The sequence below is a fragment of the Anabaena sp. CS-542/02 genome, assembly GCF_028331085.1.
In the GTDB taxonomy this organism is placed as follows: domain Bacteria; phylum Cyanobacteriota; class Cyanobacteriia; order Cyanobacteriales; family Nostocaceae; genus Anabaenopsis; species Anabaenopsis arnoldii.
Map to the genome: position 1 here is coordinate 16,567 of NZ_JAQMTM010000073.1, position 22,050 is coordinate 38,616.

The following is a 22,050-nucleotide window of genomic DNA, read 5'->3' on the forward strand; positions in this document are numbered from 1 at the left end:
CTGCTAAGTCTTGCACAATACTAATATCTATAGTAATCTTTCTTAAATTATACTCAATGTTTTACAGTTTTAAAATTAAATCTAATTTAAATCATCCTATTTGTTTGATGGGAGTTTTTCAAGATTTACCTTATATAGATTGTCCTTATGTACTTATACTCGATTTTACTGACAAACTTAGTAGCGATCGCTCCCGGTGCTGATTTAGTAAATTTGTTACAATTTCCTTTCATGCTGCGAGCGATCGCCGGTGCTGTGTTAATGGGAATACTTGGGGGATTACTGGGCAGTTTTGCGACATTGCGCCAACTATCGTTTTTCAGCCATGCTGTGGGTCATGCAGCATTAATCGGTGTGGTCTTAGGTGTATTGCTACAGTTGGATCCAACTTGGATGCTATTACCCTTTACATTAGTATTTGGGGTGGTTGTCCTTTATTTGATTGATAAAACCGATTTAGCCAGCGATAGCGTTCTGGTAATAGTGCTATCAGGAGCATTAAGTATTGGCTTGCTCTTGACTAGCTTCGTCCCCGGTTATCGGGGAAATTTAATGAGAGTATTGTTTGGGGATATTCTGGCCATCGACAATACAGATTTGATTGTGACGCTAGTGTTGCTGGTAGTCAGTGGCGTATTTTTATTTTCCACCCTGCAACAGCAAATTTTGCTGACTCTTAACCCGGATGTAGCTCAAGTACAAGGGGTTCCGGTGCAATTGTATCGCTATACCTTTGTGATGCTACTGTCCCTAGCTGTGGCTGTGACAATTACAGCTGTTGGTGTTTTGCTAGTCAATGCTTTTTTAGTGATTCCCGCTTCTACAGCCAAGTTGATGAGTCATCACTTTCACCGCTTTTTGGTGTTATCAATCATCATAGGTTCTACCACAAGCATTGCTGGTATTATGGTTTCGGGTGTTTTTAACCTGGCATCAGGGCCTAGTATTGTAGTGGTGCAGTTTTTGTTTTTTTTGGGTGTTTTCTTGTCAGTGAAGTTGAAGTTGAAACTAAATTAAAATCTTGGGAAATTTTTTTCCTTCAACCCCTTGCCAAACTCTTTTTGCTGTGCTAAATTAAGTAATAGTTGGTTAAATAAATCAACAAGCCGGGATAGCTCAGTTGGTAGAGCAGAGGACTGAAAATCCTCGTGTCACCAGTTCAAGTCTGGTTCCTGGCATTTCATTTGATTACACACCTTGAGACTGATTAGTTTCAAGGGTGTAATTATCACGGGAAATCATCAGATAGGTCAGATAGGTGAATCCTTAAAAGAAAAAAACGATGGTTGTGGCAACTTTATTAAATATATCAAGATATCAAGTCAGATTGGCTGCTATAGCAGTAACCACAAGTGTTAGGACATTTCCCTGCTTGTTGTTCCCCATTCCCTGTTCCCTGTTCCCTGTTCCCTGTTCCCTGTTCCCTTAAAACCACAATTATGATGTCCTAACGTGTATGCGTAGTGCTATAAAAGTTTTAATACTTGCCCCTAATTGTCTATGTAGGGGTGTAGAGAATTATATCACATCATCCATTCCGATGCGCGTTCACCTAAATCAAGAGGAATACTCACAGCCTTACCTAAACGGGGACGCTCCCGGGTTTGGGTAATAAATGTTTGCACTTGCACAGCACCACCCAAGGCATGAAGATAATTAGCAATGCTATCAAGATGTTCTTGGTACTCCGCCTCAGTCAAGGGAAAAGAAGCTTGCTCAAGATACTTCCACATGATTTGTAGAAATATCTTGCCTTTTGTGCGGCGGAACTGCAGATCATAGGAGTATCCCCACTTCTCAAGTAATAATTTGCGTAATTCCTGTCCTGTCATAGCTTTCCTCCATTAGATTTTACATTTAGTTATGATGTTACGTTCCGTGACTCAAGTATGATAGAGATATAAAGAAATGTAATGCTAAGAGAACAGATGCTCAATATATCTTGAAATAAAGAAATTTAGCATCATTGTAGTCCTTAGCATTTCGACTTAAACAGGAGTTGCTCAAGTGTTGGTACTCTTGTAAGCATGATGAACAAAATACACAAAGAGCGCGTAGATTATGGCTCAATTTTCTGAATCAATGGACGTACCCGATATGGGGCGTCGTCAGTTCATGAATCTGTTGACTTTTGGAACTGTAACTGGTGTGGCTCTGGGTGCATTGTACCCTGTAGTCAAGTACTTTGTTCCACCTGCCAGCGGTGGCGCGGGTGGCGGTACGACAGCAAAAGATGAGTTGGGTAATAATGTTAGTGTAAGTAAGTTTCTGGAAAGCCATAACGTAGGCGATCGCCCCTTAGTTCAAGGACTCAAGGGAGACCCCACCTATATTGTGGTAGAAAGCAAAGAAGCTATTGGTGATTACGGTATTAATGCTATCTGTACACACTTAGGCTGTGTTGTTCCCTGGAATGTAGCAGAGAACAAGTTTAAGTGTCCTTGTCACGGTTCCCAGTACGATGCAACTGGTAAGGTGGTCAGAGGACCTGCACCGCTATCTTTAGCTCTCGCACACGCCAAAACAGAAGATGACAAAATCGTCTTGACCCCTTGGACCGAAACCGACTTCCGTACCGGTGAAGAACCTTGGTGGTCTTAATTAAGTGCCGGGACTAATCACCAATGACCAGTTAACCAGAGAATCATTGTCCTTATAGAGATGAGAAATGCCTGTACCACAGCGAGTGTGACTCGCACTGCTAAAGCAATGGTCAAAACATTGCTCATAGCTATCGCTACCTTAACATTTTACTTGACTAGCGATCTAGCCTTACCCCAAAGCGCCGCCGCTTATCCCTTTTGGGCTCAACAAACCTATCCTGAAACTCCCCGGGAACCGACAGGGCGGATTGTTTGCGCTAACTGTCACCTAGCAGCTAAACCAGCAGAAGTAGAAGTTCCCCAATCAGTTCTACCTGATACTGTGTTTAAAGCAGTGGTGAAAATCCCCTATGATACCAGCGTGCAACAGGTTGGGGCTGATGGTTCTAAAGTTGGCTTGAATGTCGGCGCTGTACTGATGTTACCCGAAGGGTTCAAAATTGCACCAGCGGACCGCATTCCTGAGGAACTTAAAGAGGAAGTAGGTGATGTTTACTTCCAACCCTACACTGAAGACCAGGAGAATGTGCTGCTTGTAGGACCCATTCCCGGTGAACAGTATCAAGAAATTGTCTTCCCAGTTCTTTCCCCTAACCCAGCTACCGATAAAAATATTCACTTCGGTAAATATTCAGTTCACCTAGGCGCAAACCGTGGACGTGGACAAGTTTATCCTACTGGCGAAAAGAGCAATAATACCATTTACAATGCTTCCGCTACTGGTACAATTACTCAGATTGCGAAACAAGAAGATGAATATGGTAGTGCCAAATATCTAGTTAACATCCAAACAGAATCTGGCGATACCATTATTGATACCATTCCCCCCGGTCCAGAATTGATTGTTTCCGAAGGACAATCTGTTACTGCTGGTGATGCTTTGACTAATAACCCCAATGTGGGTGGATTTGGTCAGAAAGATGTAGAAATTGTATTGCAAAATTCCGCAAGGGTTCAAGGATTGATTGCCTTCATTGCTCTTGTGATGTTAGCTCAAGTTATGCTTGTGCTCAAGAAGAAGCAAGTGGAAAAAGTCCAAGCTGCTGAACTTAATTTCTAAATTCTTTGCTAAATCAATGAGGATGAGGACAGGCAAAATGCCTGTCTTTTTTTGTATGTTAACTTATTTGCCGGCGTAGAAAAAAGCGATTTCTTTGGGTTTGAGGGGCGCAAAACCTGCTTCTACGAGCATTTGATCTAGTTCTGGTTGTGGAATGTGTTTAGCGCCAATGCGCACAATCCGCGATCGCATGGTATTTGAGACACCACTGCGTTGTCTATTGGCCTCTAATCCCATCACCTGATTATACAGTTCTAGTTTTTCTGGGGGAATGGGGGAACCATCAAAATCAATTCCCTGGGCGATAGCTTCATCGATGGCGTCAGCACCTTTAGTTGTACTCATGGTATTTTATTCTCAATTCTCTGGGTAGATTTTACCAGTCTTTCCCGGATCAAGAAAAAATATCGAGTCTTGCGGATGAATGAGCTAGTTTTGAGGTAACTTTACTTCACAATCAGATACAAAAAATTACGAGGTACTAATTAAATGCCCTTGTTTGTGAAAATTGAAGCCGGTAAAGTTGATAAATCCACCTTTGACCAATATGTCCCCGCCCATAAAGCCTATGTTGAGGATTTGATTGCTCAAGGACACAAAGCTCGCACAGGCTATTGGGTAGAAGACAGGGGCGGAATGTTACTGTTTGAGGCGGACTCTAGGGATGAAGCAGAGTCGATTGTGGCTCGTGACCCATTGGTGCAGCATGGCTGTGTTACTTATCAGCTTTATGAATGGAAAATTGTTGTGGAATAACACACACTTTGGGTATTTTAGTGTTATAGTAGTCATAGACCTGGACCTACGCGACTGTAACGCCCAAATCTTGTCAGGACCGGAAGGTAGCAGCAATACGGGATGCTTATAGTAGGCGTAGTATCCGGGTCGCCCTATTTTTTAGCTGCGCTGAGTAACAATGCCTGGTTTTGGAGATATTGTTCAAAAAGCTTTTTACTTGGGTGTAGGATTGGCTGCTTACGCCACTGAGAAAGCAGGGGGTAAGTTGGGTGAACTGCGATCGCAAATCCAGACTCTGGCGGATGACATGGTGGCTAAGGGCGAAATGAACACGGAAGAAGCCCGGCGTTTTGTCGAAGATATGATGAAACAAGCCCAACAGTCGCCAAAATCTAGTGAAACTCCGGAGCAAAAACCAGCCTCTGAACCCCGCCGCATCGAAATTTTACAAGAAGAAGATGAAGGGGAAACTGTCAAAGATTCCCAAGATACAAATAATGTTGAGCAACTGCGTGATCAAGTTCTCAAACTACAAGAAGAGTTGAAAAACCTGCAACAAGGCAAAAATAATAAGTAGTATTTAATACTAGAGATACTTAAACTTGGGGTATTTTTGTTTGAGTAAGATAAATGAATCATCCGGTTTACCAGAGATAGTGAAGTTTCACAGAAAACCGGTAATCTTAAGTGCAGAAATTTGATAATATACATTGACTAGGATGTATTATAGTGGTGCAAGCCTGGTAGCACTAAACGTCCTGTTGATATTCAGTAAGGGCGTAGGTTTATGGAAGAATGGCAAAAAAACTTAGGGGAAATCCTGGAAACTGTAGCGGATGAAGTAGAGCGTTTTTTACTGGAAGTAAGTGACATGATAGATGGATTTTTTGAAGTCAGCGAAGAATTATCTGATCAGGTACAAAATTATATAGCTACGGAAATTGACCAGTATTTACAGGAACTAACAGATCCTATTTTGGAGGTTTACTGGGAACTGGAAGATGTGATGGTAGATACAGATATTGGTTTCCCCTACGGAGTAGAAGCAACACCACAAAGGAATGCTGCTTGTATAGGTTGTCAGAATTATCACGGCCAAGTTTATGGTGGTAATTTGTTAGTCTGTGCTATGCATCCCCATGGGTGGGATGATGAAAATTGTCCTGATTGGGAAAAAGAAAATTAGAGCCATTATATATTTTTAAAAGTATGAACAATTATTCATCGGAAACGGTATCTGAGTCACAGTCAGAAATGAAGTATGGAGAACGGGAAATTGCAGAAGGTCAATTAATTACTTTTCCTAATCCCCGTGTGGGTCGGCGATATGATGTGAGTATCACTTTACCAGAATTTACTTGTAAATGTCCTTTTTCTGGTTATCCTGATTTTGCTACGATTTATATTACCTATGTCCCAGATCAACGGGTGGTAGAGTTAAAGGCTTTGAAGCTCTATATTAATAGTTACCGCGATCGCTATATTTCTCATGAAGAGTCGGCTAACCAAATTTTAGATGATTTTGTGGCTGCTTGTGACCCGCTAGCAGTGACTATTAAGGCAGATTTTACCCCCCGTGGTAATGTCCATACTGTGGTGGAAGTGCGTCACCAGAAGGATGTTTAAACGCAAAGGTACGCAAAGCGTTCCTCTGTCTGCTTTTATGTTTTTGCTGGGGATGAGAGGGTGTCTAGTATTTCTAAAATCTCTTTTTCAAATGCTACTTGAGCTCGGTTGGTCTTACCTCCAATATACAGGCGATCGCTTGTTTTTAACGCCCAAATTTGGGAATGGGTGAAATAACTCATGGTTGCGCCTAACATTAATAGGGCAAATCCGCTGTATACTATGGGGATACCAGGGTCTGATTTGATTTGTAATCCGGTACTACCTATAACATCGACTATTTTTAAGTTAACGCCATTAATATTAGTAGACATTCCTGTGCGGACTGTATCTACTAGTTTACCTGTGGAATCATAAATTAATACCATTCCTTGCAGGTCTTTGGCTATGACCGAAACCCCCTCACTTAGGTCTGGTTTGGTGGGTATCCAACTTCCCCACAGTCTCCCTTTACCTTTGGTGTCTAAGGAAGCCATAGGTAATTGAAAGATGGGGCTATTATTAAATTTAATCTGAATCGCGGAAATTCCCCAATCGGTTTGATAAAATGTGACTCCATGGTAGCGCAGGGGTTGATTCACGAAAATTTTTTGATGATCAATTTCTTCTCCCTGGTTATTCACTACCGACATATCGGAATAAAATTGGTCAATTCCACCGGTGGGAGTGTAATCAATCCAAAACCGATTTACACGCACAGACCAGTCTTTGAGGTTTTGGAAGTTTGCCCATGGTCCCGCGTCTATAATGTTTTTGACTTGAAATGTATCACCACTAGATATCATTTCTTGGGCAATAAATCCAGTCATCGCTCCCAAAATTCCCCCCAGGAGGATGGTGACAATCCCCACATGGACGATAATAGGTCCAATACGTCCAATAATTCCTTTGCGGGCGTAAAGAATATCCTGTTTTTCGGGTTCTTGAAATATTGTATACTTGCGCTTGTGTAAGATTTCTTTTAAGGATTGCACAGAAATATCATCTAATTCCGCACTTAAGGCTAACTTTTGAAATTGTCGCGGTTCTTGGTAATATTTCCACCGACGAGCGGTTTTTAAAGCTGGTAGTTGACGGGTGAAGGTACAAGCTGTGAGACTAGCACCAAATACAATCAGTAACCCCAAGTACCACCAAGTGCGATATACATGGTCTAATCCCAGGACTTGAATTACTTTCCAAGTTAAAAAACCAAATAAAGCTGGATGTTCGGGGTAGTTAGTCTGATAAAATGCCGGTGACTGACCTTGTTCGATGACTGTACCGCTAATGCTAAAAACAGCAATTAATAGTAAAAGTGCGATCGCTAGGCGTAAATTAGTGAGTACAGGTAAAACCTCCTTGCGTAATATTCGCCCCGGTATTGACCACCAAGATGCTGTAAATGCTGAATTCTCTATAGTCATTGCTTAAAAACTGCTCAAGGGAAATCGCGAAATTAAAGAAAATACACCAAATCCAACCAATAGCACCCCACTAACTGGATTAATCCAACCAGACCAGCGCCGTAGTTCCAGGAGCTTTTTGATAGTAGCAGTAAAAGTACCGGCTAAAATCAAAGGTACTACATAGCCGGCTGTGTATGATAGTAACAACACAGCGCCCATAATTAAATCTTGTGTACTAGCCACCCAACCCAGTAAACTGGCTAAAACTGGAGTACTACAAGGAGAAGCAACCAAACCAAAGGTTAAACCCAGGGAATAAGACCGCACACCCGCTGGTAAATCTGAGGAAATCCACTTAGTTTCACCTAAAGATGGAAATTTTAGGGGTAATGCTTCTAGTAAGTTCAACCCCATGAGAATGGCGATCATACTGACGATAATTGGTAAACCGACTCCCACTTGACCATAGACTTTACCAACAAAAGCTGCTACAATCCCTAAACCTGCCAGGGTAGTTGCTAAACCTAAAGCAAACCATGTAGATTGAGCTGCTGCTTGTAAGCGGCCTTTGGCTTCATAACCCCCAATGTAACCAATGGTAATTGGGAGCATAGAAAGCATACAGGGAGTAAGACTAGTAAGTAAACCAGCTGCAAAAATTATCCCAATACTTAGTAGACTGACGTGGGTAAGTTGGGAAGATACTAAGCCGTTGGCAAATTGTTCTAGTTCGTAAAATCGTGTTTGTAGAGTCTCCAGCATGGGATATTTAAACGGCAAACGCTTATTATATTAGCATTCTAGCTGATTATGGGAGGACTGTTGAACTTAAAATCAGATGGTTAACTATCACCTTTGCATACCTTGGCGTTAAAAAACCCGAACCGCAACCCCATAAACTCATCAGCAACACCGCCAAACCCTAACCATCAAACACCAATTACAGTGAGTGCAAACTCAATTTACAACAGATGTCAAAATTTAGCAAATGATAGAATTCCCAACAGAGTCAAAATTATAGATAAATACATATAAAATCTGCCAAATTCTCTATCGCTACACACAAAAGAAAGAGAACACACATGAACCAGAACTTTGCAACCATTGACGGTAATGAAGCTGTTGCGCGTGTTGCGTACAAATTAAACGAAGTAATTGCCATTTATCCTATCACACCCTCCTCAGCCATGGGTGAATGGGCAGATGCTTGGTCAGCTGCAAACCGTCCCAACCTGTGGAATACTATTCCTAGCGTCGTCCAGATGCAGAGTGAAGGTGGCGCAGCTGCTGCTGTACATGGAGCGTTACAAACGGGTTCTTTGAGTACCACTTTCACCGCTTCCCAGGGGTTGCTGTTGATGATACCTAACCTCTACAAAATCGCCGGTGAATTAACTAGTACTGTGGTTCATGTCGCCGCGCGTTCTTTGGCTACCCACGCTTTATCAATTTTCGGTGATCATAGTGATGTTATGGTATGCCGTGCTACAGGTTTCGCCCTGTTGTGTTCCGCTTCGGTGCAGGAAAGTCATGATTTTGCGTTCATCGCCCAAGCTGCTACTCTGGAAACACGTGTATCATTTCTGCACTTCTTTGATGGTTTCCGCACATCACATGAAGTGCAGAAAGTCAATTTATTATCAGATGAACAATTGCGATCGCTGATTAAAGAAAATCTAATTTTAGCCCATCGCGCCCGCGCCCTCACCCCAGACCGTCCGTTATTGCGGGGTACTGCCCAGAATCCCGATATTTACTTTCAGTCCCGGGAAGCTGCTAACCCTTATTATAACACAACTCCTGCTATTGTCCAACGCCTCATGGATGAATTTGGGGAAATTACAGGCAGATATTACCAAATCTATGAATACCACGGCGCAGAAGATGCACAACGGGTAATTATTCTCATGGGTTCGGGTTGTGAAACTGTCCATGAAACTGTAGATTATCTCAACGCCTTGGGGGAAAAGGTGGGAGTGCTGAAAGTGCGACTCTATCGCCCCTTTGATGTGGAAAGATTTATGGCGGTCTTACCTAAGAGTGTAGAGGCGATCGCCGTCCTTGACCGCACCAAAGAACCGGGGAGCGCGGGGGAACCCTTATATTTAGATGTAGTCACCGCCATTCATGAAGCAGGGGGAAATAAGCCCAAAGTTATTGGTGGTCGTTATGGTCTGTCCTCCAAGGAATTTACCCCAGCTATGGTCAAGGGAATTTTTGATCATCTGGCGCAAGCAGAACCGCAAAATCACTTTACTATTGGCATTAATGATGATGTCAATCATACATCTTTGAGTTTTGACCCCAACTTCTCCACGGAAGCAGATAACGTTGTTAGGGCGATGTTTTATGGTTTAGGTGCTGATGGTACAGTAGGTGCTAACAAAAACTCTATTAAAATTATTGGGGAAGAAACCGACAACTACGCCCAAGGTTACTTTGTCTACGACTCCAAAAAGTCTGGGTCAATGACGGTTTCTCACCTGCGCTTTGGTCCGGTACCAATTCGCTCCACTTACCTCATAGACAAAGCTAACTTTATTGGTTGTCATCATTGGGGCTTTTTGGAACGGGTAGATGTATTAAAAGCGGCGATTGCGGGAGCCACTTTACTGCTGAATAGTCCCTATAGTGCGGATACAGTCTGGGAACATTTACCCCCCAAAATCCAGGAAGAAATTATCAGTAAACAACTGAAATTATACATTATTAACGCCAACCAAGTCGCCCGTGACAGTGGTATGGGTGGGAGAATTAACACTATTATGCAGGTGTGCTTTTTCGCCTTAGCAGGTGTGTTACCCCAAGAGGAAGCAATTACTAAAATTAAAACAGCTATTAAAAAGACTTACGGTAAGAAAGGGTCGGAAGTTGTCCAGAAGAACTTACAAGCAGTAGATAACACCCTGACTAACTTACATAAAGTTGATATACCCCCAACAGTGCAAAAGTCAAAGGTCAAAACCCAAAAGCTGGAATTACTAGACAGTGCGCCGGAATTTGTCCGGGATGTCCTGGGTGAAATCATGGCTTGGCGTGGTGATGAATTACCTGTAAGTGCATTACCTGCTGATGGAACCTTTCCTACTGGTACAGCTAAATGGGAAAAACGTAATGTTGCTGAAGATATACCTGTATGGGAACCGGATATCTGCGTACAATGTGGTAAGTGCGTGATGGTTTGTCCCCACAGTGCTATTAGGGCTAAGGTTTATCTACCGGATGAGTTAATTAATGCACCGGGTAGCTTTAAATCTGTGGATGCTAAGGATAAAAGTTTTAGTCAGCAGAAGTTCACGATTCAAGTCGCCCCAGAAGATTGTACAGGATGCGCTATCTGTGTACATATTTGCCCGGCTAAAAGTAAGGTTGAACTGTCCCACAAAGCCATTAATATGGCGCAGCAGCTACCTTTACGGGAACAAGAACGGCAAAACTGGGATTTCTTTTTGAGTTTACCTCACCCTGACCGCAGACAGTTAAAGGTGAACCAAATTCGCCAACAACAACTACAAGAACCACTGTTTGAGTTTTCCGGTGCTTGTGCGGGTTGTGGTGAAACACCTTATTTAAAGTTATTAACACAATTGTTTGGCGATCGCGCGGTGATTGCGAATGCGACGGGTTGTTCTTCTATTTATGGGGGAAACCTCCCTACTACTCCTTGGACAACCAACGCTCAAGGACGCGGACCCGCATGGTCTAATAGTTTATTTGAAGATAACGCCGAGTTTGGTTTTGGCTTCCGTTTGTCTTTGGATAAACAGGCGGAATTTGCAGCGGAGTTATTGCAAAGTTTGGGAAGTGAACTAGAAGAAAAACTTGTTAGCTCTCTGTTGAATGCTACACAAACATCAGAGGCGGAAATCTGGGAACAACGGGAAAGGGTAGAGTTACTCAAACAACAGTTAGAGCAAATTACCACTTCTGACCCCCGTCTCATCTCCCAAGTTCACAGTCTCAAGTCCCTAGCTGACTATTTAGTCAAAAAGAGTGTTTGGATTGTGGGCGGTGACGGTTGGGCTTATGATATTGACTTTGGCGGTATTGACCATCTGTTAGCCAGTGGGCGAAATGTGAATATTTTGGTCATGGATACAGAAGTTTATTCTAACACTGGGGGGCAATCATCCAAAGCCACGCCCAAGGCAGCGGTGGCGAAGTTTGCTGCTAGTGGTAAACCCGCACCTAAAAAAGATTTAGGTTTGATGGCTATGACCTATGGTAATGTTTATGTGGCTAGTGTGGCTTTGGGTGCCAAAGATGAACATACCCTCAAGGCTTTTCTGGAAGCAGAGGCTTTTGATGGTCCTTCATTGATTATTGCTTACAGCCATTGCATCGCCCACGGCATTAATATGACTACAGGGATGAATCATCAGAAATCTCTGGTAGAATCAGGTCGGTGGTTGTTGTATCGCCATAACCCAGAGTGGCAACTTCAAGGTAAAAATCCTCTGCAATTGGATATGCGATCGCCTACCCAATCGGTAGAAGCATCCATGTATCAAGAAAATCGCTTCAAGATGTTAACCAAGAGTCACCCGGAACTTGCTAAACAGTTGTTAGACCAAGCCCAAGGAGAAGTTAACGCCCGTTGGCAAATGTATCAATATTTGGCTAATCGGTAATATTTCCTTGTTGATGACAATTGATACCCCACCCCGCAAGCTGGGAGGGGATTTTTATTTTTATCCAGCGCTTCGCGATCGCCTGTGCCAGTTGCGTAAGTCCTGATTATATTCTAATCTAAATGCCCAAATCATTAACAGGTCATCTTACCCGCCCATGATCATATAAACTACTAGTCAAACACCTGACTGTTTGAATAGGTTGGTCTTTGGGTAGAGTAGAGGTTATACCTTGAGTGTTATGAATTATTCATCAGCAGTTCTTACAGTTATGTAGTTAGGTAGCGATATCTTTACCGCCTAATTTGTAAGTGAGGTAAAAAATTATGACATTAGCAGTCATCGCACCAGAATTTATGGTTGAATTGACTACACAGGAGCAACAGCTGCTCTGTGGAGGAAGACGACGCTGTCCTCGGCGTGTCATCGTCCCCCGTTGTGGTTCCTACTTCCGTGAAAGAGGCGGACGTGGCGGCTTTGGCGATGGATTTGAGGATGACTTTGGTGATAGATTCTAACTTAGCTAACCCTGCAAACTCTCTGAGTTCATGAGGGATAGGAGATAATCTGATGTGGAGATGTGGTATTTCTATATCTCTACATCAAAAATGTCCGGATTGACCAAAAAACAAATGGATAATAGTTTATCTCAAGTCTCCATCTCTAAAACTTATGGACATCCCCCAGCGCGTATCAGTTCGCTACAAAGATACGTCTTATAACAGTAATGAAATTCGCCTGAAAACTTTCCGCCTTGGTTTGAAAATGTGGGACGAACAAACTAAACCACGACAAACAGAGCTTTATAGTTTTATCTTATCTTGTTTGAAACAGGTTGAGCGCCAAGACCGTTATATGTTTTCTTTGCTGTTTGTGGAGTTAGCTGATATCATCCGCAACTCTCGGTTAGACAGAAGTATGAAAGAGATGTTAATTAAAACTGCTTTTAGTGAGTTTGCTTACGCCATAGCCGATTTGGAAGATGGGAGTAAATAACTAATCATAACTAATCCAATCGCTCCAACTACCAGCATAAAGTTTTCCGGTGTGAATATTAGCTAGTTCTAAGGAAAGTAAATTTACACAGGCAGTGACACCGGAACCACAATAAACTATAATTTCTGGGGATGTTGCTAGTTTATCCCATCTTTGGCGTTGCTGTGAGGGTGAAAGTAAATAGCCGGATGAGTCGGTAATTTCCAACCAAGGATAGTTAACAGCACCGGGAATGTGACCAGCAATTTTATCTATTGGTTCTCGTTCTCCCCTGTAGCGATCGCCTTCTCTGGAATCTACTAAGGTGACTGTGGGTAGGTCTTTGCGAGTTTTGACGGTTTCATAGTTTACTAATAAGTCCGGATTTACCATTGGTTCAAACTGTCCTGGTCTGGGTTGGGGTATGATATCGGTGACAGGATAACCAGCTTGTTGCCATGCTGTAAACCCTCCATCTAATACGACTACTTGCTGATGTCCTAGGTAGCGTAATAACCACCACAGACGGGATGCAAAGGCGAAGCGGGAATCATCATAGGCTACAACTAAAGTTTTTTGAGAATTTACCCCGATTGCTGCTAATTTCTCGGCGAAATCATGGACATTTGGTAAAGGATGTCTACCGCCATGTTGACCTACAGGACTAGAAAGGTCTAAATTTAAATCTAGGTAATAGGAACCCTGGATGTGAGTGGCTTGGTATTGTTGTTTTCCTAGTTGTGGGTGAGCCAGAGAAAAGCGACAATCAACAATAACGATATCTGGATCGTTAAGATGTGCAAATAACCAAGCAGGGGAAACAGCAATTTGGGTGTTATTCATGACAAGTGCAACGCCAAATTTAGAAGAATTTAAACCACAAGTAACAGCAGATGGTTCATTCACCTTTATCTCTGATGAGTTTGGTGAATTGTTTCATAGCCATTTTGGAGCTAAACAGGAAAGTTTTTTAAAGTTTGTAGTTCCTACTGGATTAGAAACCTCTGCTGTTAAACCAAGTTTGCGAATTTTAGATATTTGCTATGGTCTAGGATACAACACAGCCGCCGCTTTGCAGACAATTTGGGCGGTGAATCCCCATTGTGATGTAGAGTTAATTGGCTTAGAACTGAATCCATCTGTACCACAAGCAGCGATCGCCCATGGGTTATTTGATAATTGGCACTATGAGTATACAGCGATTTTAACTCAATTGGCTGTTGAGCAGCAAGTGAAAACAAATCGGTTTCAGGGGAAACTGCTGATTGGTGATGGGAGAAATTTAATTACCCAGGTACATAAATCAGGGTTTCTCGCTGATGCAATTTTTTTAGACCCCTTTTCTCCTCCCCGGTGTCCTCAGTTATGGACTGTGGAGTTTATGCAAAAGGTAGCTGGGTGTTTACATCCCCAAGGTTTGCTAGCAACTTATTCTTGTGCTGCTGCGGTGCGCACGGCGCTATTAGCTGCGGGGTTAGAAATCGGTTCTACTCCTCCTGTGGGCAGGCGATCGCCTGGTACAATTGCGGCATATCCTGGGAATAGTCTCCCTCCGCTTGGTGAATCGGAAAAAGAGCATTTACACACCCGTGCTGCTGTTCCTTACCGCGACCCACAATTAATAGATGCTGCTGATGTCATCCTCAGACGACGGAACCAAGAACAGGAAGTTTCTCCCCTAGAACCTACTTCTAGTTGGCGCAAACGCTGGTTTTCAGGAAAATAGTCTCACATCAGCTATATGACATCACATTGATAAGCTGGTATGATTTGAGGCCAAATCTATGATAACTAAATTATGGTAGTTGTAGCAATTCTGGCGGCGGGACGGGGTACAAGGATGAAATCACACTTACCCAAGGTTTTACACCATTTGGGGGGGCGATCGCTAGTACAAAGAGTTCTTGACAGTGTAGAACCGCTTTTACCCTCACGACGGATGGTGATTGTAGGGTATCAGGGTGAAGAAGTGAAAACCGCCATCAAATCCCCTATGTTAGAGTTTGTGGAACAAAGGTCGCAGCTGGGGACAGGTCACGCTATCCAGCAACTACTACCCCATTTACAGGGTTATACTGGGGATTTGCTGGTTTTAAATGGGGATGTCCCTTTATTACGCACTCAGACCCTCAAAAACTTATTACAAACTCACCAAGACAATCATAACGCCGCTACTATCCTGACTTCTCACGTTCCTGAACCCCAAGGCTATGGGCGGGTTTTTTGTAATAGTGAGAATGTAGTGCAGCAAATTGTAGAACATAAGGACTGTACCGCTGCTCAAAGACAAAATCGCCGCATTAATGCGGGGGTTTACTGTTTTAGTTGGCCGGAATTAGAGCAGGTTCTACCCCACCTACAAGCAAATAATGCTCAGAAGGAATATTATCTCACTGATGCTGTGACTCAAGTGGGTCAGGTGATGGCTGTGGATGTGGAAGATTACCAAGAAATTTTAGGCATTAATGACCGCCTACAATTAGCCACAGCATACGAAATTTTACAAGGGCGAGTCAAGGAAAAATGGATGACTGCTGGTGTTACCCTGATTGACCCCCACAGCATCACTATTGATGATACGGTAGAGTTACAGGCAGATGTGATTATTGAACCTCAAACCCACCTGCGAGGTCATACTTTTATTAATACCGGGAGTCGCATTGGACCTGGGTGTTTAATTGAAAATAGCCACTTGGGTGAAAATGTCAGGGTGCAGTATTCGGTAATTACTGATAGTGTGGTGCAGACGGGTAGTAAAATTGGTCCCTATGCTCATTTACGGGGTCATGCAGAGGTAGGTAGTCATTGCCGGGTCGGTAATTTTGTAGAATTGAAAAATACTCAGTTAGGCGATCGCACTAATGCGGCACATTTATCATACTTAGGCGATACAACCACCGGTCAACAAGTCAATATTGGCGCTGGGACAATTACCGCTAACTATGACGGTGTGAACAAACATCATACCACCATAGGCGATCGCACTAAAACCGGTTCTAATAGTGTTTTAGTAGCACCGGTGACTTTAGGTGATGATGTTTACGTAGCCGCAGGTTCCACTGTCACAGAAGATGTTCCTGATAATTCCTTGGTAATTGCTCGTAGTCGTCAGGTAGTCAAACCAGATTGGCAGATAAAAAAGGATGGTTAAATTAGTTAGATTAATATTTTAGCCCAAATTCTCGTCTTCAACATGGAAGAACTACTAGAACTCAGGCGACTTCTAGAACAAGGCAAAATTGAGCAAGCTTTACTGCTGGTGGATGAGTTAGAAGAAATGAGCCTCAGCGACAAAATCAATAAAATTGATAGTTATGGGGTTATTCTTCTCATCCACTTAATTAAACAGCAAGCAGAAAAACGTTTAACTCGCTCTTGGGAGATTTCCATGGCCAATGCTGTGCGGGAAATCAAAAAAATCAATCAGCGGCGCAAATCAGGGGGTAATTATCTCAACTATGCACAAATGCGCGATATTCTCCAACAAGGATATGAAATAGCACTCAAAAAAGCATCCGTAGAAGCCTTTGAAGGGCGTTATGAAGCTGAAGAATTAGCCGCTATGGTTGAAGAATCAGAAATATTAACGCAGGCTTTACAACTCATTCATGGTTGAAGTCTCACCCCAGCCTAACCCTCTTACAAGGGTAGGTTTTTTACATTGTCGTGAGGGTAAGACTTGGTGGACAAGGTGGACAAGGTGACAAGGGAGGAAAACAGTACAAAGTCTGTATTCTTAGTCACAAAAATAGCCCATTAAAAGACCATTGTCCGTATAAAATCTTCGTTGTCCACTTTCCTTCCTTGTCTTCGGTGGTCTTCCCTTCACAGATCATATTAAAAACCTACCCCTGTGAGCCCCTAACCCAAGGGGAGGGGACTAGATAGCCTTGGGGCGAATTTAACAATAACCGATTAACTGGCCATCATTCCATTCCAAAGTATCACCAATCGCCTCACCATTATGATAGGCAGCAAGTAAGACTTGACTGGTTTTACCCCATGCTATTACCCCAGTAGCATCTAGTGCGATCGCCCCTAAATCCCGATGATTTTGACTCGCCTCCGTAAAGGAGCGCTGCATTGCATCCTTGAGAGACATACCATCATTTACCCGCACCACAATCTTAGCGGCTAAACACTCATCAATAATATCCTCCCCAATACCGGTACAGCTAACCCCAGCATAACTAGAAGCATAATTACCAGCCGGCATAGCAGAATCACTGACTCTACCAATGCGCTCAAAGCCTTTACCGCCGGTAGAAGTACCCGCAGCCACACAACCATAAGTATCTAAAACTACTACGCCGATAGTCCCCCGCCCTGCATTACTACTTGGGGCTAATTCCGGTTCTGCCACCACACCAGCCATAGTGCTTTGAAAATTATCCTGGCGTTCTTGTATCCATTCTTGTAATCTTAAATCAGTTAAAGCATTATAACTGGGAATTTGTAACTCCCGTGCTAGTTCCGCCGCCCCATAATCTGACAGTACCCTGTCTGGAGAACTTTGTAAAAATTGTGCCAACTCAATGGGATTTTTTACCCGTGAAACATTAATTACACCACTAAAGCGCCCCGATGCACCATTCATCAAGGAAGCACTCATACGAATTTGACCATCCGATTGCAGCACCGAACCAGTACCAGCATTAAAGCGGGGGTTATCTTCTAACATTCTGCAACCTTGCAACACCGCCTCAGATGCAGTTGCGCCTGACAGTAGTAGAGAATAAACCCCCTCGACTATGGTATGTAGTGAACGGCGTACGGACTCTAAACCCCCTTTACCTTGGAGAGAACTACCAGCTCCCCCATGAATAATTACTTTTGGTTGCACCCTCATGATTTATCACCCTTGCGCTATGTGCGTCTTACTTGGAATTGGTCTTATATCAAGTTAGATGAATTAATTATGATTCGCCAGCAGCTCAACCATGTACGGGGTCTTTTCCCCTCATGGGGTGCGCTTCTCCCGATTGCTTTTAATTTTGAACTTGAGAACGACGACGACGACAACGTTCTGAGCAGTATTTCACCTCATCCCAACAATCTTGCCATTTTTTGCGCCAGGTGAAGGGACGTTGACATACAGGACAGATTTTTTCAGGTAGGTCAGATTTAGATATTTTACGCCCCATATCTGTGAGGTAAACGGTGTTTGAGTTTTAGGGAAGAGGGAACAGGGAACAGGGAGTAAGGAGTAAATTGGTGTGTACTTCATGAGACACACCAAAAGGCTTGATATTCAGATTGATGAGGGGATGTCATCACACAAGCCCCTATCTTCCTGACTGACCTCGGAACTATTCTGGAGATAATTCCGCACCCAATCACAATTGCGCTGTATTAAAGAGTCTAAATCGAAATCCCAGATTTTGATGGTGTTGTCACCACTCCCAGAAGCCAAGGTTTTGCCGTCCGGGCTGATGGTGACACTCAAAACCTCGTTATTATGCCCTTCCAGGGTGCGGATGAGGTTTCCGGTGTCTAAATCCCAGATTTTGATGGTCTTGTCACGACTCCCAGAAGCCACGGTTTTGCCGTCCGGACTGATGGTGACGCTCCTAACCGCGAAATCAATATGCGCTTTCCGGGTGTACTTCAGCTTACCTGTACCTACATCCCAGATTTTGATGGTGCTGTCACCACCCCCAGAAACCAAGGTTTTGCCGTCCCGGCTGATGGTGACACTAAAAACCGGGAACTTAGTATGCCCTGGGAGGTTGCGCAGCAGGATACCCGTATCTACATCCCAGATTTTGATGGTCTGGTCATAACTCCCAGAAGCCAAGGTTTTGCCGTCGGAGCTGATGGTGACGCTAGAAACCGATTTATTATGCCCTGGGAGGGTGCGCAGCAGTTTCCCCGTACCTACATCCCAGATTTTGATGGTGCTGTCACCACCCCCAGAAGCCAAGGTTTTGCCGTCTCGGCTGATGGTGACGTTCCTAACCCCGCCATCATGCCCTGGGAGGGTGTGCAGCAGTTCCCGCGTACCTACATCCCAGATTTTGATGGTGCTGTCACCACCCCCAGAAGCCAAGGTTTTGCCATCCGGGCTGATGGTGACGCTCCTAACCCCGCCATCATGCCCTTGGACGGTGTGCAGCAGTTTCTCCGTACCTACACCCCAGATTTTGATGGTGTTGTCATCACTCCCAGAAGCCAAGGTTTTGCCGTCCGGGCTGATAGTGACGCTAGAAACCGATTTATTATGCTCTTCGAGGGTGGGGATGGGGTTTTTGGTAGGTAAATCCCAGATTTTGATGGTCTTGTCAATACTCCTAGAAACCAAGGTTTTGCCATCCGGGCTGATGGTGACGCTCGAAACCTTGCTATTATGCCCTGGGAGGGTGCGGAGCAGCTTACCCGTACTTACATCCCAGATTTTGATGGTGTTGTCACTATATAAGAAGTCCATGGTGCTGTCATCACGCCCAGAGGAAGCCAAGGTTTTGCCGTCTGGGCTGATGGTGAAGCCATTAACCCCGCCATCATGCCCTTGGACGGTGTGCAGCAGCTTACCCGTACCTACATCCCAGATTTTGATGGTGGTGTAGTCATCACCCACAGAAGCCAAGGTTTTGCCGTCGGGGCTGATGGTGAAGTTCCCATACCCATTATCCGATTCCAGGGTGCGGAGCAGCTTACCCGTACCTACATCCCAGATTTTGATGGTCTTGTCATGACTCCCAGAAGCCAAGGTTTTGCCGTCGGCGCTGATGCTGACGCTATCCCCTTCCAGGGTGCGGAGCAGCTTACCCGTACCTAAATCCCAGATTTTGATGGTGAGGAAGCCGATGTCATCACCCACAGAAGCCAAGGTTTTGCCGTCGGCGCTGATGGTGACGCTCGAAACCTTGGTATTATGCCCTGGGAGGGTGTGCTTCAGTTCCCCCGTACCTAAATCCCAGATTTTGATGGTGGTGTTGTCACCACTCCCATAAGCCAAGGTTTTGCCGTCTGGGCTGATGGTGAAGCCATTAACCGCGCCATTATGCCCTTCCAGGGTGTCCTTCAGTTCCCCCGTACCTAAATCCCAGATTTTGATGGTCTTGTCATCACTCCTAGAAGCCAAGGTTTTGCCGTCTCGGCTGATAGTGACACGCCAAAACCCGTCATTATGCCCTGGGAGGGTGTGCAGCAGTTCCCCCGTACCTACATCCCAGATTTTGATGGTCTTGTCATCACCCCCATAAGCCAAGGTTTTGCCGTCGGCGCTGATGACGATCCCAACCACGTCATTATGCCCTTCCCAGGAATGACGCTGGCTGGCGTAAAAAATATTTTGTAATGCAGCAATTACCTCGGGATGGTTTCCCCTTCTATTCTGAAGGATTTTCCCGGCTCTAATAGCCTCGACCATGGCTTCTAACTGATTATGTTCTTTAAACAGAGACAAGCTATACCGCCCCAGAGATTCGGCTTCATTCAATTGGGCTTGGTTCCGCTGTTGCATAGCCGTTAGACCCAAGGCAATACTGACCACCACTGCTACTAAGGAACCCGCCGCAATTACCCAAGCGGTGGTGATTTCCCGTTTTCGCCGGCGGCTCTGTTCTTGAATACTCTGCTCAATAAACTCTCGTTCATCAATTAAATCCTCTGGGCGCTCTTGTAGTTTTTCCTGGGCTTGGGCTAGTGCAGCCCCACGCAACAATGAACCCGGATCTTTATCCGTGGCTTTCCATTGTTCCTTGGCGGCTCTGAGTCTTTCTTGCCAGGCTCTAAATTCCCGGTTACTATCTATCCATGTCCGCAGTTCTACCCAGTTACGAATTAACGCCTCATGGACTACTTCCACTGTTTCTTGTGCGGTGACGTTACGACTAGTCACTACTAACCGCGCATCTGCTAATTGTTTGACTAACGACCAACTTTCTTCCCCCATTTCTGCTTTCACTGCTATGCGTCTTGTGTCTTCGGCTCCCTCCCCTGGGCGTACTAGTTGAATAAAAATCCGCTGGACTTTTTCCTTTTGTGCTGCTGTCAAGTTGCCATATTTCTCGTCTGCATAGCGAGCTAATGCTCCCTCTACTTCCCCAATTGCTTCATAAATGCTGTGGGTTAATTGTTTACCCTGGCGCTGGTTCCACAACTGTGTTAGGGCAAACTCTAGTAATGGTAAATTTCCTGGCTGGTCTGCTACATCATCTAAAATTCTTTCTACTAGTCCCCCCTCAAAGGATACTCCTAATTTCTCTGCCGGTTTGGTAATCACTTGTGTGAGTTCCTCCCGGTTCATGGCGGCAATTTTCAGGTCAGCATTTTGCAAAACATCGGCAAAGGGACGATAGGATAGGGCATTGGCGAGGAAGTCCGCCCGCATGGTGGTGACTAAAACCATCTGGGAGCTTGGTTTTGTTAAACTAGCTAGTAGGCAATCTAAAAACTGATGGCGAATTTCTTGCTGGGGACATAGGGTATAAATTTCTTCAAATTGGTCTGCTATCAGTAACACCCGGTGAGTCGGGTGGTTCTGCTGAATTTGGGCGAAAACATCGGATAAACTGATGGTGCCTTGTTCTAGGTATGTGGCTAAGGTGCGCCCTTGGGCTATTTTTTCTGTGGCGTTTAATTCTGGGGTATAAAGTGGAACTAATGCTAAGGCTAGGGCATGGAATGGCTCTGAACCAGGGCGAAAGTGGGTAAATTGCCAACTACCTTGTTTTTGTAACCTAGGTACTAATCCCGCTAAAACTACTGAGGATTTACCGCTACCTGATGCACCCAGTAAGGGGATAAATTTACGGGTTTGTGTAGCGGTATACAGTTGTTCGATAAATATTTCCCGCCCAAAGAAAAAATCTGCTTCCTCTGGTCCAAAGTGAAATAAGCCTTGATAGGGACAAGGGAGATGGTCATCATCTGGACTGGATGGGCTTGGGGGGTTGACTTGTTCTCTGTAGTAGAAGTAGTTGTAAATAACGTTATGTTCGCCAACTACAGCACTTTTGACTTCTTGTTCAAAGGGTGAATGATATTGAGAACTTGTTTGATCCACTGAAGTACTCGACTTTTAA

The 22,050-nt window shown here is 44.1% G+C and carries 21 protein-coding genes, 1 tRNA gene and 1 other RNA gene; 15 read left to right on the forward strand and 8 right to left on the reverse strand.

The features are described from left to right. Nucleotides 1-147 precede the first annotated feature (147 nt). Both PN447_RS07830 and PN447_RS07835 read left to right on the forward strand, forming a co-directional pair. The gene (locus PN447_RS07830) at nucleotides 148-1,017 is read left to right on the forward strand and encodes a metal ABC transporter permease (protein ID WP_271762162.1); all 870 of its coding nucleotides are present in this window, start codon (nucleotides 148-150) and stop codon (nucleotides 1,015-1,017) included. Nucleotides 1,018-1,105: 88 nt separating this feature from the next. Continuing rightward, nucleotides 1,106-1,178: transfer RNA gene (locus PN447_RS07835), tRNA-Phe, on the forward strand. A 345-nt stretch (nucleotides 1,179-1,523) separates the two neighbouring features. Here PN447_RS07835 and PN447_RS07840 read toward each other — a convergent pair. Beyond that, nucleotides 1,524-1,832 carry a DUF3067 family protein gene (locus tag PN447_RS07840; protein WP_271762164.1) on the reverse strand — a complete coding sequence of 103 codons (309 nt, stop codon included), beginning with the start codon at nucleotides 1,830-1,832 and terminating at the stop codon, nucleotides 1,524-1,526. A gap of 229 nt (nucleotides 1,833-2,061) precedes the next feature. Between PN447_RS07840 and petC the strand changes: the two genes are divergently transcribed. Next, on the forward strand, nucleotides 2,062-2,601 hold the full coding sequence (gene petC / locus PN447_RS07845) for a cytochrome b6-f complex iron-sulfur subunit (RefSeq protein ID WP_271762165.1): 540 nt from the start codon (nucleotides 2,062-2,064) through the stop codon (nucleotides 2,599-2,601). A 60-nt stretch (nucleotides 2,602-2,661) separates the two neighbouring features. Continuing rightward, nucleotides 2,662-3,663 (forward strand): cytochrome f, encoded by a 1,002-nt coding sequence (petA, locus tag PN447_RS07850; protein ID WP_271732359.1) that lies wholly within the window; start codon nucleotides 2,662-2,664, stop codon nucleotides 3,661-3,663. Nucleotides 3,664-3,726: 63 nt separating this feature from the next. Here petA and PN447_RS07855 read toward each other — a convergent pair whose 3' ends face one another. After that, on the reverse strand, nucleotides 3,727-4,008 hold the full coding sequence (locus tag PN447_RS07855) for a small RNA NsiR4-regulated ssr1528 family protein (RefSeq protein ID WP_271732358.1): 282 nt from the start codon (nucleotides 4,006-4,008) through the stop codon (nucleotides 3,727-3,729). A 144-nt stretch (nucleotides 4,009-4,152) separates the two neighbouring features. Here PN447_RS07855 and PN447_RS07860 point away from each other — a divergent pair, with 144 nt between their 5' ends. The 5 genes from PN447_RS07860 (at nucleotide 4,153) to queF (ending at nucleotide 6,027) form a co-directional block, all read left to right on the forward strand. Next, nucleotides 4,153-4,419 (forward strand): YciI family protein, encoded by a 267-nt coding sequence (locus PN447_RS07860; RefSeq protein ID WP_271732357.1) that lies wholly within the window; start codon nucleotides 4,153-4,155, stop codon nucleotides 4,417-4,419. A gap of 37 nt (nucleotides 4,420-4,456) precedes the next feature. Beyond that, nucleotides 4,457-4,553, forward strand: an RNA gene (gene ffs, locus PN447_RS07865) — signal recognition particle sRNA small type. A 26-nt stretch (nucleotides 4,554-4,579) separates the two neighbouring features. Next, on the forward strand, nucleotides 4,580-4,978 hold the full coding sequence (locus tag PN447_RS07870; protein WP_271762166.1) for a phasin family protein: 399 nt from the start codon (nucleotides 4,580-4,582) through the stop codon (nucleotides 4,976-4,978). A 210-nt stretch (nucleotides 4,979-5,188) separates the two neighbouring features. After that, nucleotides 5,189-5,587 (forward strand): hypothetical protein, encoded by a 399-nt coding sequence (locus PN447_RS07875; RefSeq protein ID WP_271762167.1) that lies wholly within the window; start codon nucleotides 5,189-5,191, stop codon nucleotides 5,585-5,587. Nucleotides 5,588-5,610: 23 nt separating this feature from the next. Next, entirely contained in the window at nucleotides 5,611-6,027 is a 417-nt protein-coding gene (gene queF / locus PN447_RS07880; RefSeq protein ID WP_271732352.1) for a preQ(1) synthase, read from the forward strand. Between the two features lie 35 nt (nucleotides 6,028-6,062). On the opposite strand, the gene PN447_RS07885 is transcribed toward queF, so the two are convergent. After that, nucleotides 6,063-7,433 carry a cytochrome c biogenesis protein gene (locus tag PN447_RS07885; protein WP_271762168.1) on the reverse strand — a complete coding sequence of 457 codons (1,371 nt, stop codon included), beginning with the start codon at nucleotides 7,431-7,433 and terminating at the stop codon, nucleotides 6,063-6,065. A gap of 3 nt (nucleotides 7,434-7,436) precedes the next feature. After that, entirely contained in the window at nucleotides 7,437-8,177 is a 741-nt protein-coding gene (locus PN447_RS07890) for a cytochrome c biogenesis protein CcdA (protein ID WP_271762169.1), read from the reverse strand. A 320-nt stretch (nucleotides 8,178-8,497) separates the two neighbouring features. Here PN447_RS07890 and nifJ point away from each other — a divergent pair, with 320 nt between their 5' ends. From nifJ to PN447_RS07905, 3 genes are all read left to right on the forward strand, one after another. Continuing rightward, nucleotides 8,498-12,046, forward strand: a complete 3,549-nt coding sequence (nifJ, locus tag PN447_RS07895) for a pyruvate:ferredoxin (flavodoxin) oxidoreductase (protein WP_271762170.1) — start codon at nucleotides 8,498-8,500, stop codon at nucleotides 12,044-12,046. A gap of 326 nt (nucleotides 12,047-12,372) precedes the next feature. Continuing rightward, on the forward strand, nucleotides 12,373-12,564 hold the full coding sequence (locus PN447_RS07900) for a hypothetical protein (protein WP_271762171.1): 192 nt from the start codon (nucleotides 12,373-12,375) through the stop codon (nucleotides 12,562-12,564). A gap of 154 nt (nucleotides 12,565-12,718) precedes the next feature. After that, nucleotides 12,719-13,042: a hypothetical protein gene (locus PN447_RS07905; RefSeq protein ID WP_271762173.1), complete on the forward strand. Its 324-nt coding sequence runs from the start codon at nucleotides 12,719-12,721 to the stop codon at nucleotides 13,040-13,042. On the opposite strand, the gene PN447_RS07910 is transcribed toward PN447_RS07905, so the two are convergent. Then, the gene (locus PN447_RS07910; RefSeq protein ID WP_271762174.1) at nucleotides 13,043-13,864 is read right to left on the reverse strand and encodes a sulfurtransferase; all 822 of its coding nucleotides are present in this window, start codon (nucleotides 13,862-13,864) and stop codon (nucleotides 13,043-13,045) included. On the opposite strand from PN447_RS07910, the gene PN447_RS07915 reads away from it, so the two are divergent. The 3 genes from PN447_RS07915 (at nucleotide 13,863) to PN447_RS07925 (ending at nucleotide 16,637) form a co-directional block, all read left to right on the forward strand. Next, entirely contained in the window at nucleotides 13,863-14,747 is an 885-nt protein-coding gene (locus tag PN447_RS07915; RefSeq protein ID WP_271762175.1) for a tRNA (5-methylaminomethyl-2-thiouridine)(34)-methyltransferase MnmD, read from the forward strand. The two genes, PN447_RS07910 and PN447_RS07915, sit on opposite strands and share 2 nt — an antisense overlap. Nucleotides 14,748-14,819: 72 nt before the next feature. Next, the gene (gene glmU / locus PN447_RS07920; RefSeq protein WP_271762176.1) at nucleotides 14,820-16,172 is read left to right on the forward strand and encodes a bifunctional UDP-N-acetylglucosamine diphosphorylase/glucosamine-1-phosphate N-acetyltransferase GlmU; all 1,353 of its coding nucleotides are present in this window, start codon (nucleotides 14,820-14,822) and stop codon (nucleotides 16,170-16,172) included. A 42-nt stretch (nucleotides 16,173-16,214) separates the two neighbouring features. After that, nucleotides 16,215-16,637 (forward strand): DUF29 family protein, encoded by a 423-nt coding sequence (locus PN447_RS07925; RefSeq protein ID WP_271762177.1) that lies wholly within the window; start codon nucleotides 16,215-16,217, stop codon nucleotides 16,635-16,637. A gap of 285 nt (nucleotides 16,638-16,922) precedes the next feature. Here PN447_RS07925 and PN447_RS07930 read toward each other — a convergent pair whose 3' ends face one another. From PN447_RS07930 to PN447_RS07940, 3 genes are all read right to left on the reverse strand, one after another. Then, entirely contained in the window at nucleotides 16,923-17,870 is a 948-nt protein-coding gene (locus PN447_RS07930) for an isoaspartyl peptidase/L-asparaginase (protein ID WP_271762179.1), read from the reverse strand. 139 nt (nucleotides 17,871-18,009) lie between these two features. Then, a complete protein-coding gene (locus PN447_RS07935; protein WP_271762180.1) occupies nucleotides 18,010-18,165 on the reverse strand; it encodes a DUF2256 domain-containing protein in 156 nt (51 codons plus the stop codon). A 107-nt stretch (nucleotides 18,166-18,272) separates the two neighbouring features. After that, nucleotides 18,273-22,031, reverse strand: a complete 3,759-nt coding sequence (locus PN447_RS07940; RefSeq protein WP_271762181.1) for a WD40 repeat domain-containing protein — start codon at nucleotides 22,029-22,031, stop codon at nucleotides 18,273-18,275. Between the last annotated feature and the right edge of the window lie 19 nt (nucleotides 22,032-22,050).

What these genes read in the sequence shown, in the direction of transcription:
- PN447_RS07830 (WP_271762162.1), top strand. Translation starts at nt 148, where the DNA reads ATGTACTTATACTCGATTTTACTGACAAACTTAGTAGCGATCGCTCCC.
- PN447_RS07840 (WP_271762164.1), bottom strand. Translation starts at nt 1,832, where the DNA reads ATGACAGGACAGGAATTACGCAAATTATTACTTGAGAAGTGGGGATAC.
- petC (WP_271762165.1), top strand. Translation starts at nt 2,062, where the DNA reads ATGGCTCAATTTTCTGAATCAATGGACGTACCCGATATGGGGCGTCGT.
- petA (WP_271732359.1), top strand. Translation starts at nt 2,662, where the DNA reads ATGAGAAATGCCTGTACCACAGCGAGTGTGACTCGCACTGCTAAAGCA.
- PN447_RS07855 (WP_271732358.1), bottom strand. Translation starts at nt 4,008, where the DNA reads ATGAGTACAACTAAAGGTGCTGACGCCATCGATGAAGCTATCGCCCAG.
- PN447_RS07860 (WP_271732357.1), top strand. Translation starts at nt 4,153, where the DNA reads ATGCCCTTGTTTGTGAAAATTGAAGCCGGTAAAGTTGATAAATCCACC.
- PN447_RS07870 (WP_271762166.1), top strand. Translation starts at nt 4,580, where the DNA reads ATGCCTGGTTTTGGAGATATTGTTCAAAAAGCTTTTTACTTGGGTGTA.
- PN447_RS07875 (WP_271762167.1), top strand. Translation starts at nt 5,189, where the DNA reads ATGGAAGAATGGCAAAAAAACTTAGGGGAAATCCTGGAAACTGTAGCG.
- queF (WP_271732352.1), top strand. Translation starts at nt 5,611, where the DNA reads ATGAACAATTATTCATCGGAAACGGTATCTGAGTCACAGTCAGAAATG.
- PN447_RS07885 (WP_271762168.1), bottom strand. Translation starts at nt 7,433, where the DNA reads ATGACTATAGAGAATTCAGCATTTACAGCATCTTGGTGGTCAATACCG.
- PN447_RS07890 (WP_271762169.1), bottom strand. Translation starts at nt 8,177, where the DNA reads ATGCTGGAGACTCTACAAACACGATTTTACGAACTAGAACAATTTGCC.
- nifJ (WP_271762170.1), top strand. Translation starts at nt 8,498, where the DNA reads ATGAACCAGAACTTTGCAACCATTGACGGTAATGAAGCTGTTGCGCGT.
- PN447_RS07900 (WP_271762171.1), top strand. Translation starts at nt 12,373, where the DNA reads ATGACATTAGCAGTCATCGCACCAGAATTTATGGTTGAATTGACTACA.
- PN447_RS07905 (WP_271762173.1), top strand. Translation starts at nt 12,719, where the DNA reads ATGGACATCCCCCAGCGCGTATCAGTTCGCTACAAAGATACGTCTTAT.
- PN447_RS07915 (WP_271762175.1), top strand. Translation starts at nt 13,863, where the DNA reads ATGACAAGTGCAACGCCAAATTTAGAAGAATTTAAACCACAAGTAACA.
- PN447_RS07910 (WP_271762174.1), bottom strand. Translation starts at nt 13,864, where the DNA reads ATGAATAACACCCAAATTGCTGTTTCCCCTGCTTGGTTATTTGCACAT.
- glmU (WP_271762176.1), top strand. Translation starts at nt 14,820, where the DNA reads ATGGTAGTTGTAGCAATTCTGGCGGCGGGACGGGGTACAAGGATGAAA.
- PN447_RS07925 (WP_271762177.1), top strand. Translation starts at nt 16,215, where the DNA reads ATGGAAGAACTACTAGAACTCAGGCGACTTCTAGAACAAGGCAAAATT.
- PN447_RS07930 (WP_271762179.1), bottom strand. Translation starts at nt 17,870, where the DNA reads ATGAGGGTGCAACCAAAAGTAATTATTCATGGGGGAGCTGGTAGTTCT.
- PN447_RS07935 (WP_271762180.1), bottom strand. Translation starts at nt 18,165, where the DNA reads ATGGGGCGTAAAATATCTAAATCTGACCTACCTGAAAAAATCTGTCCT.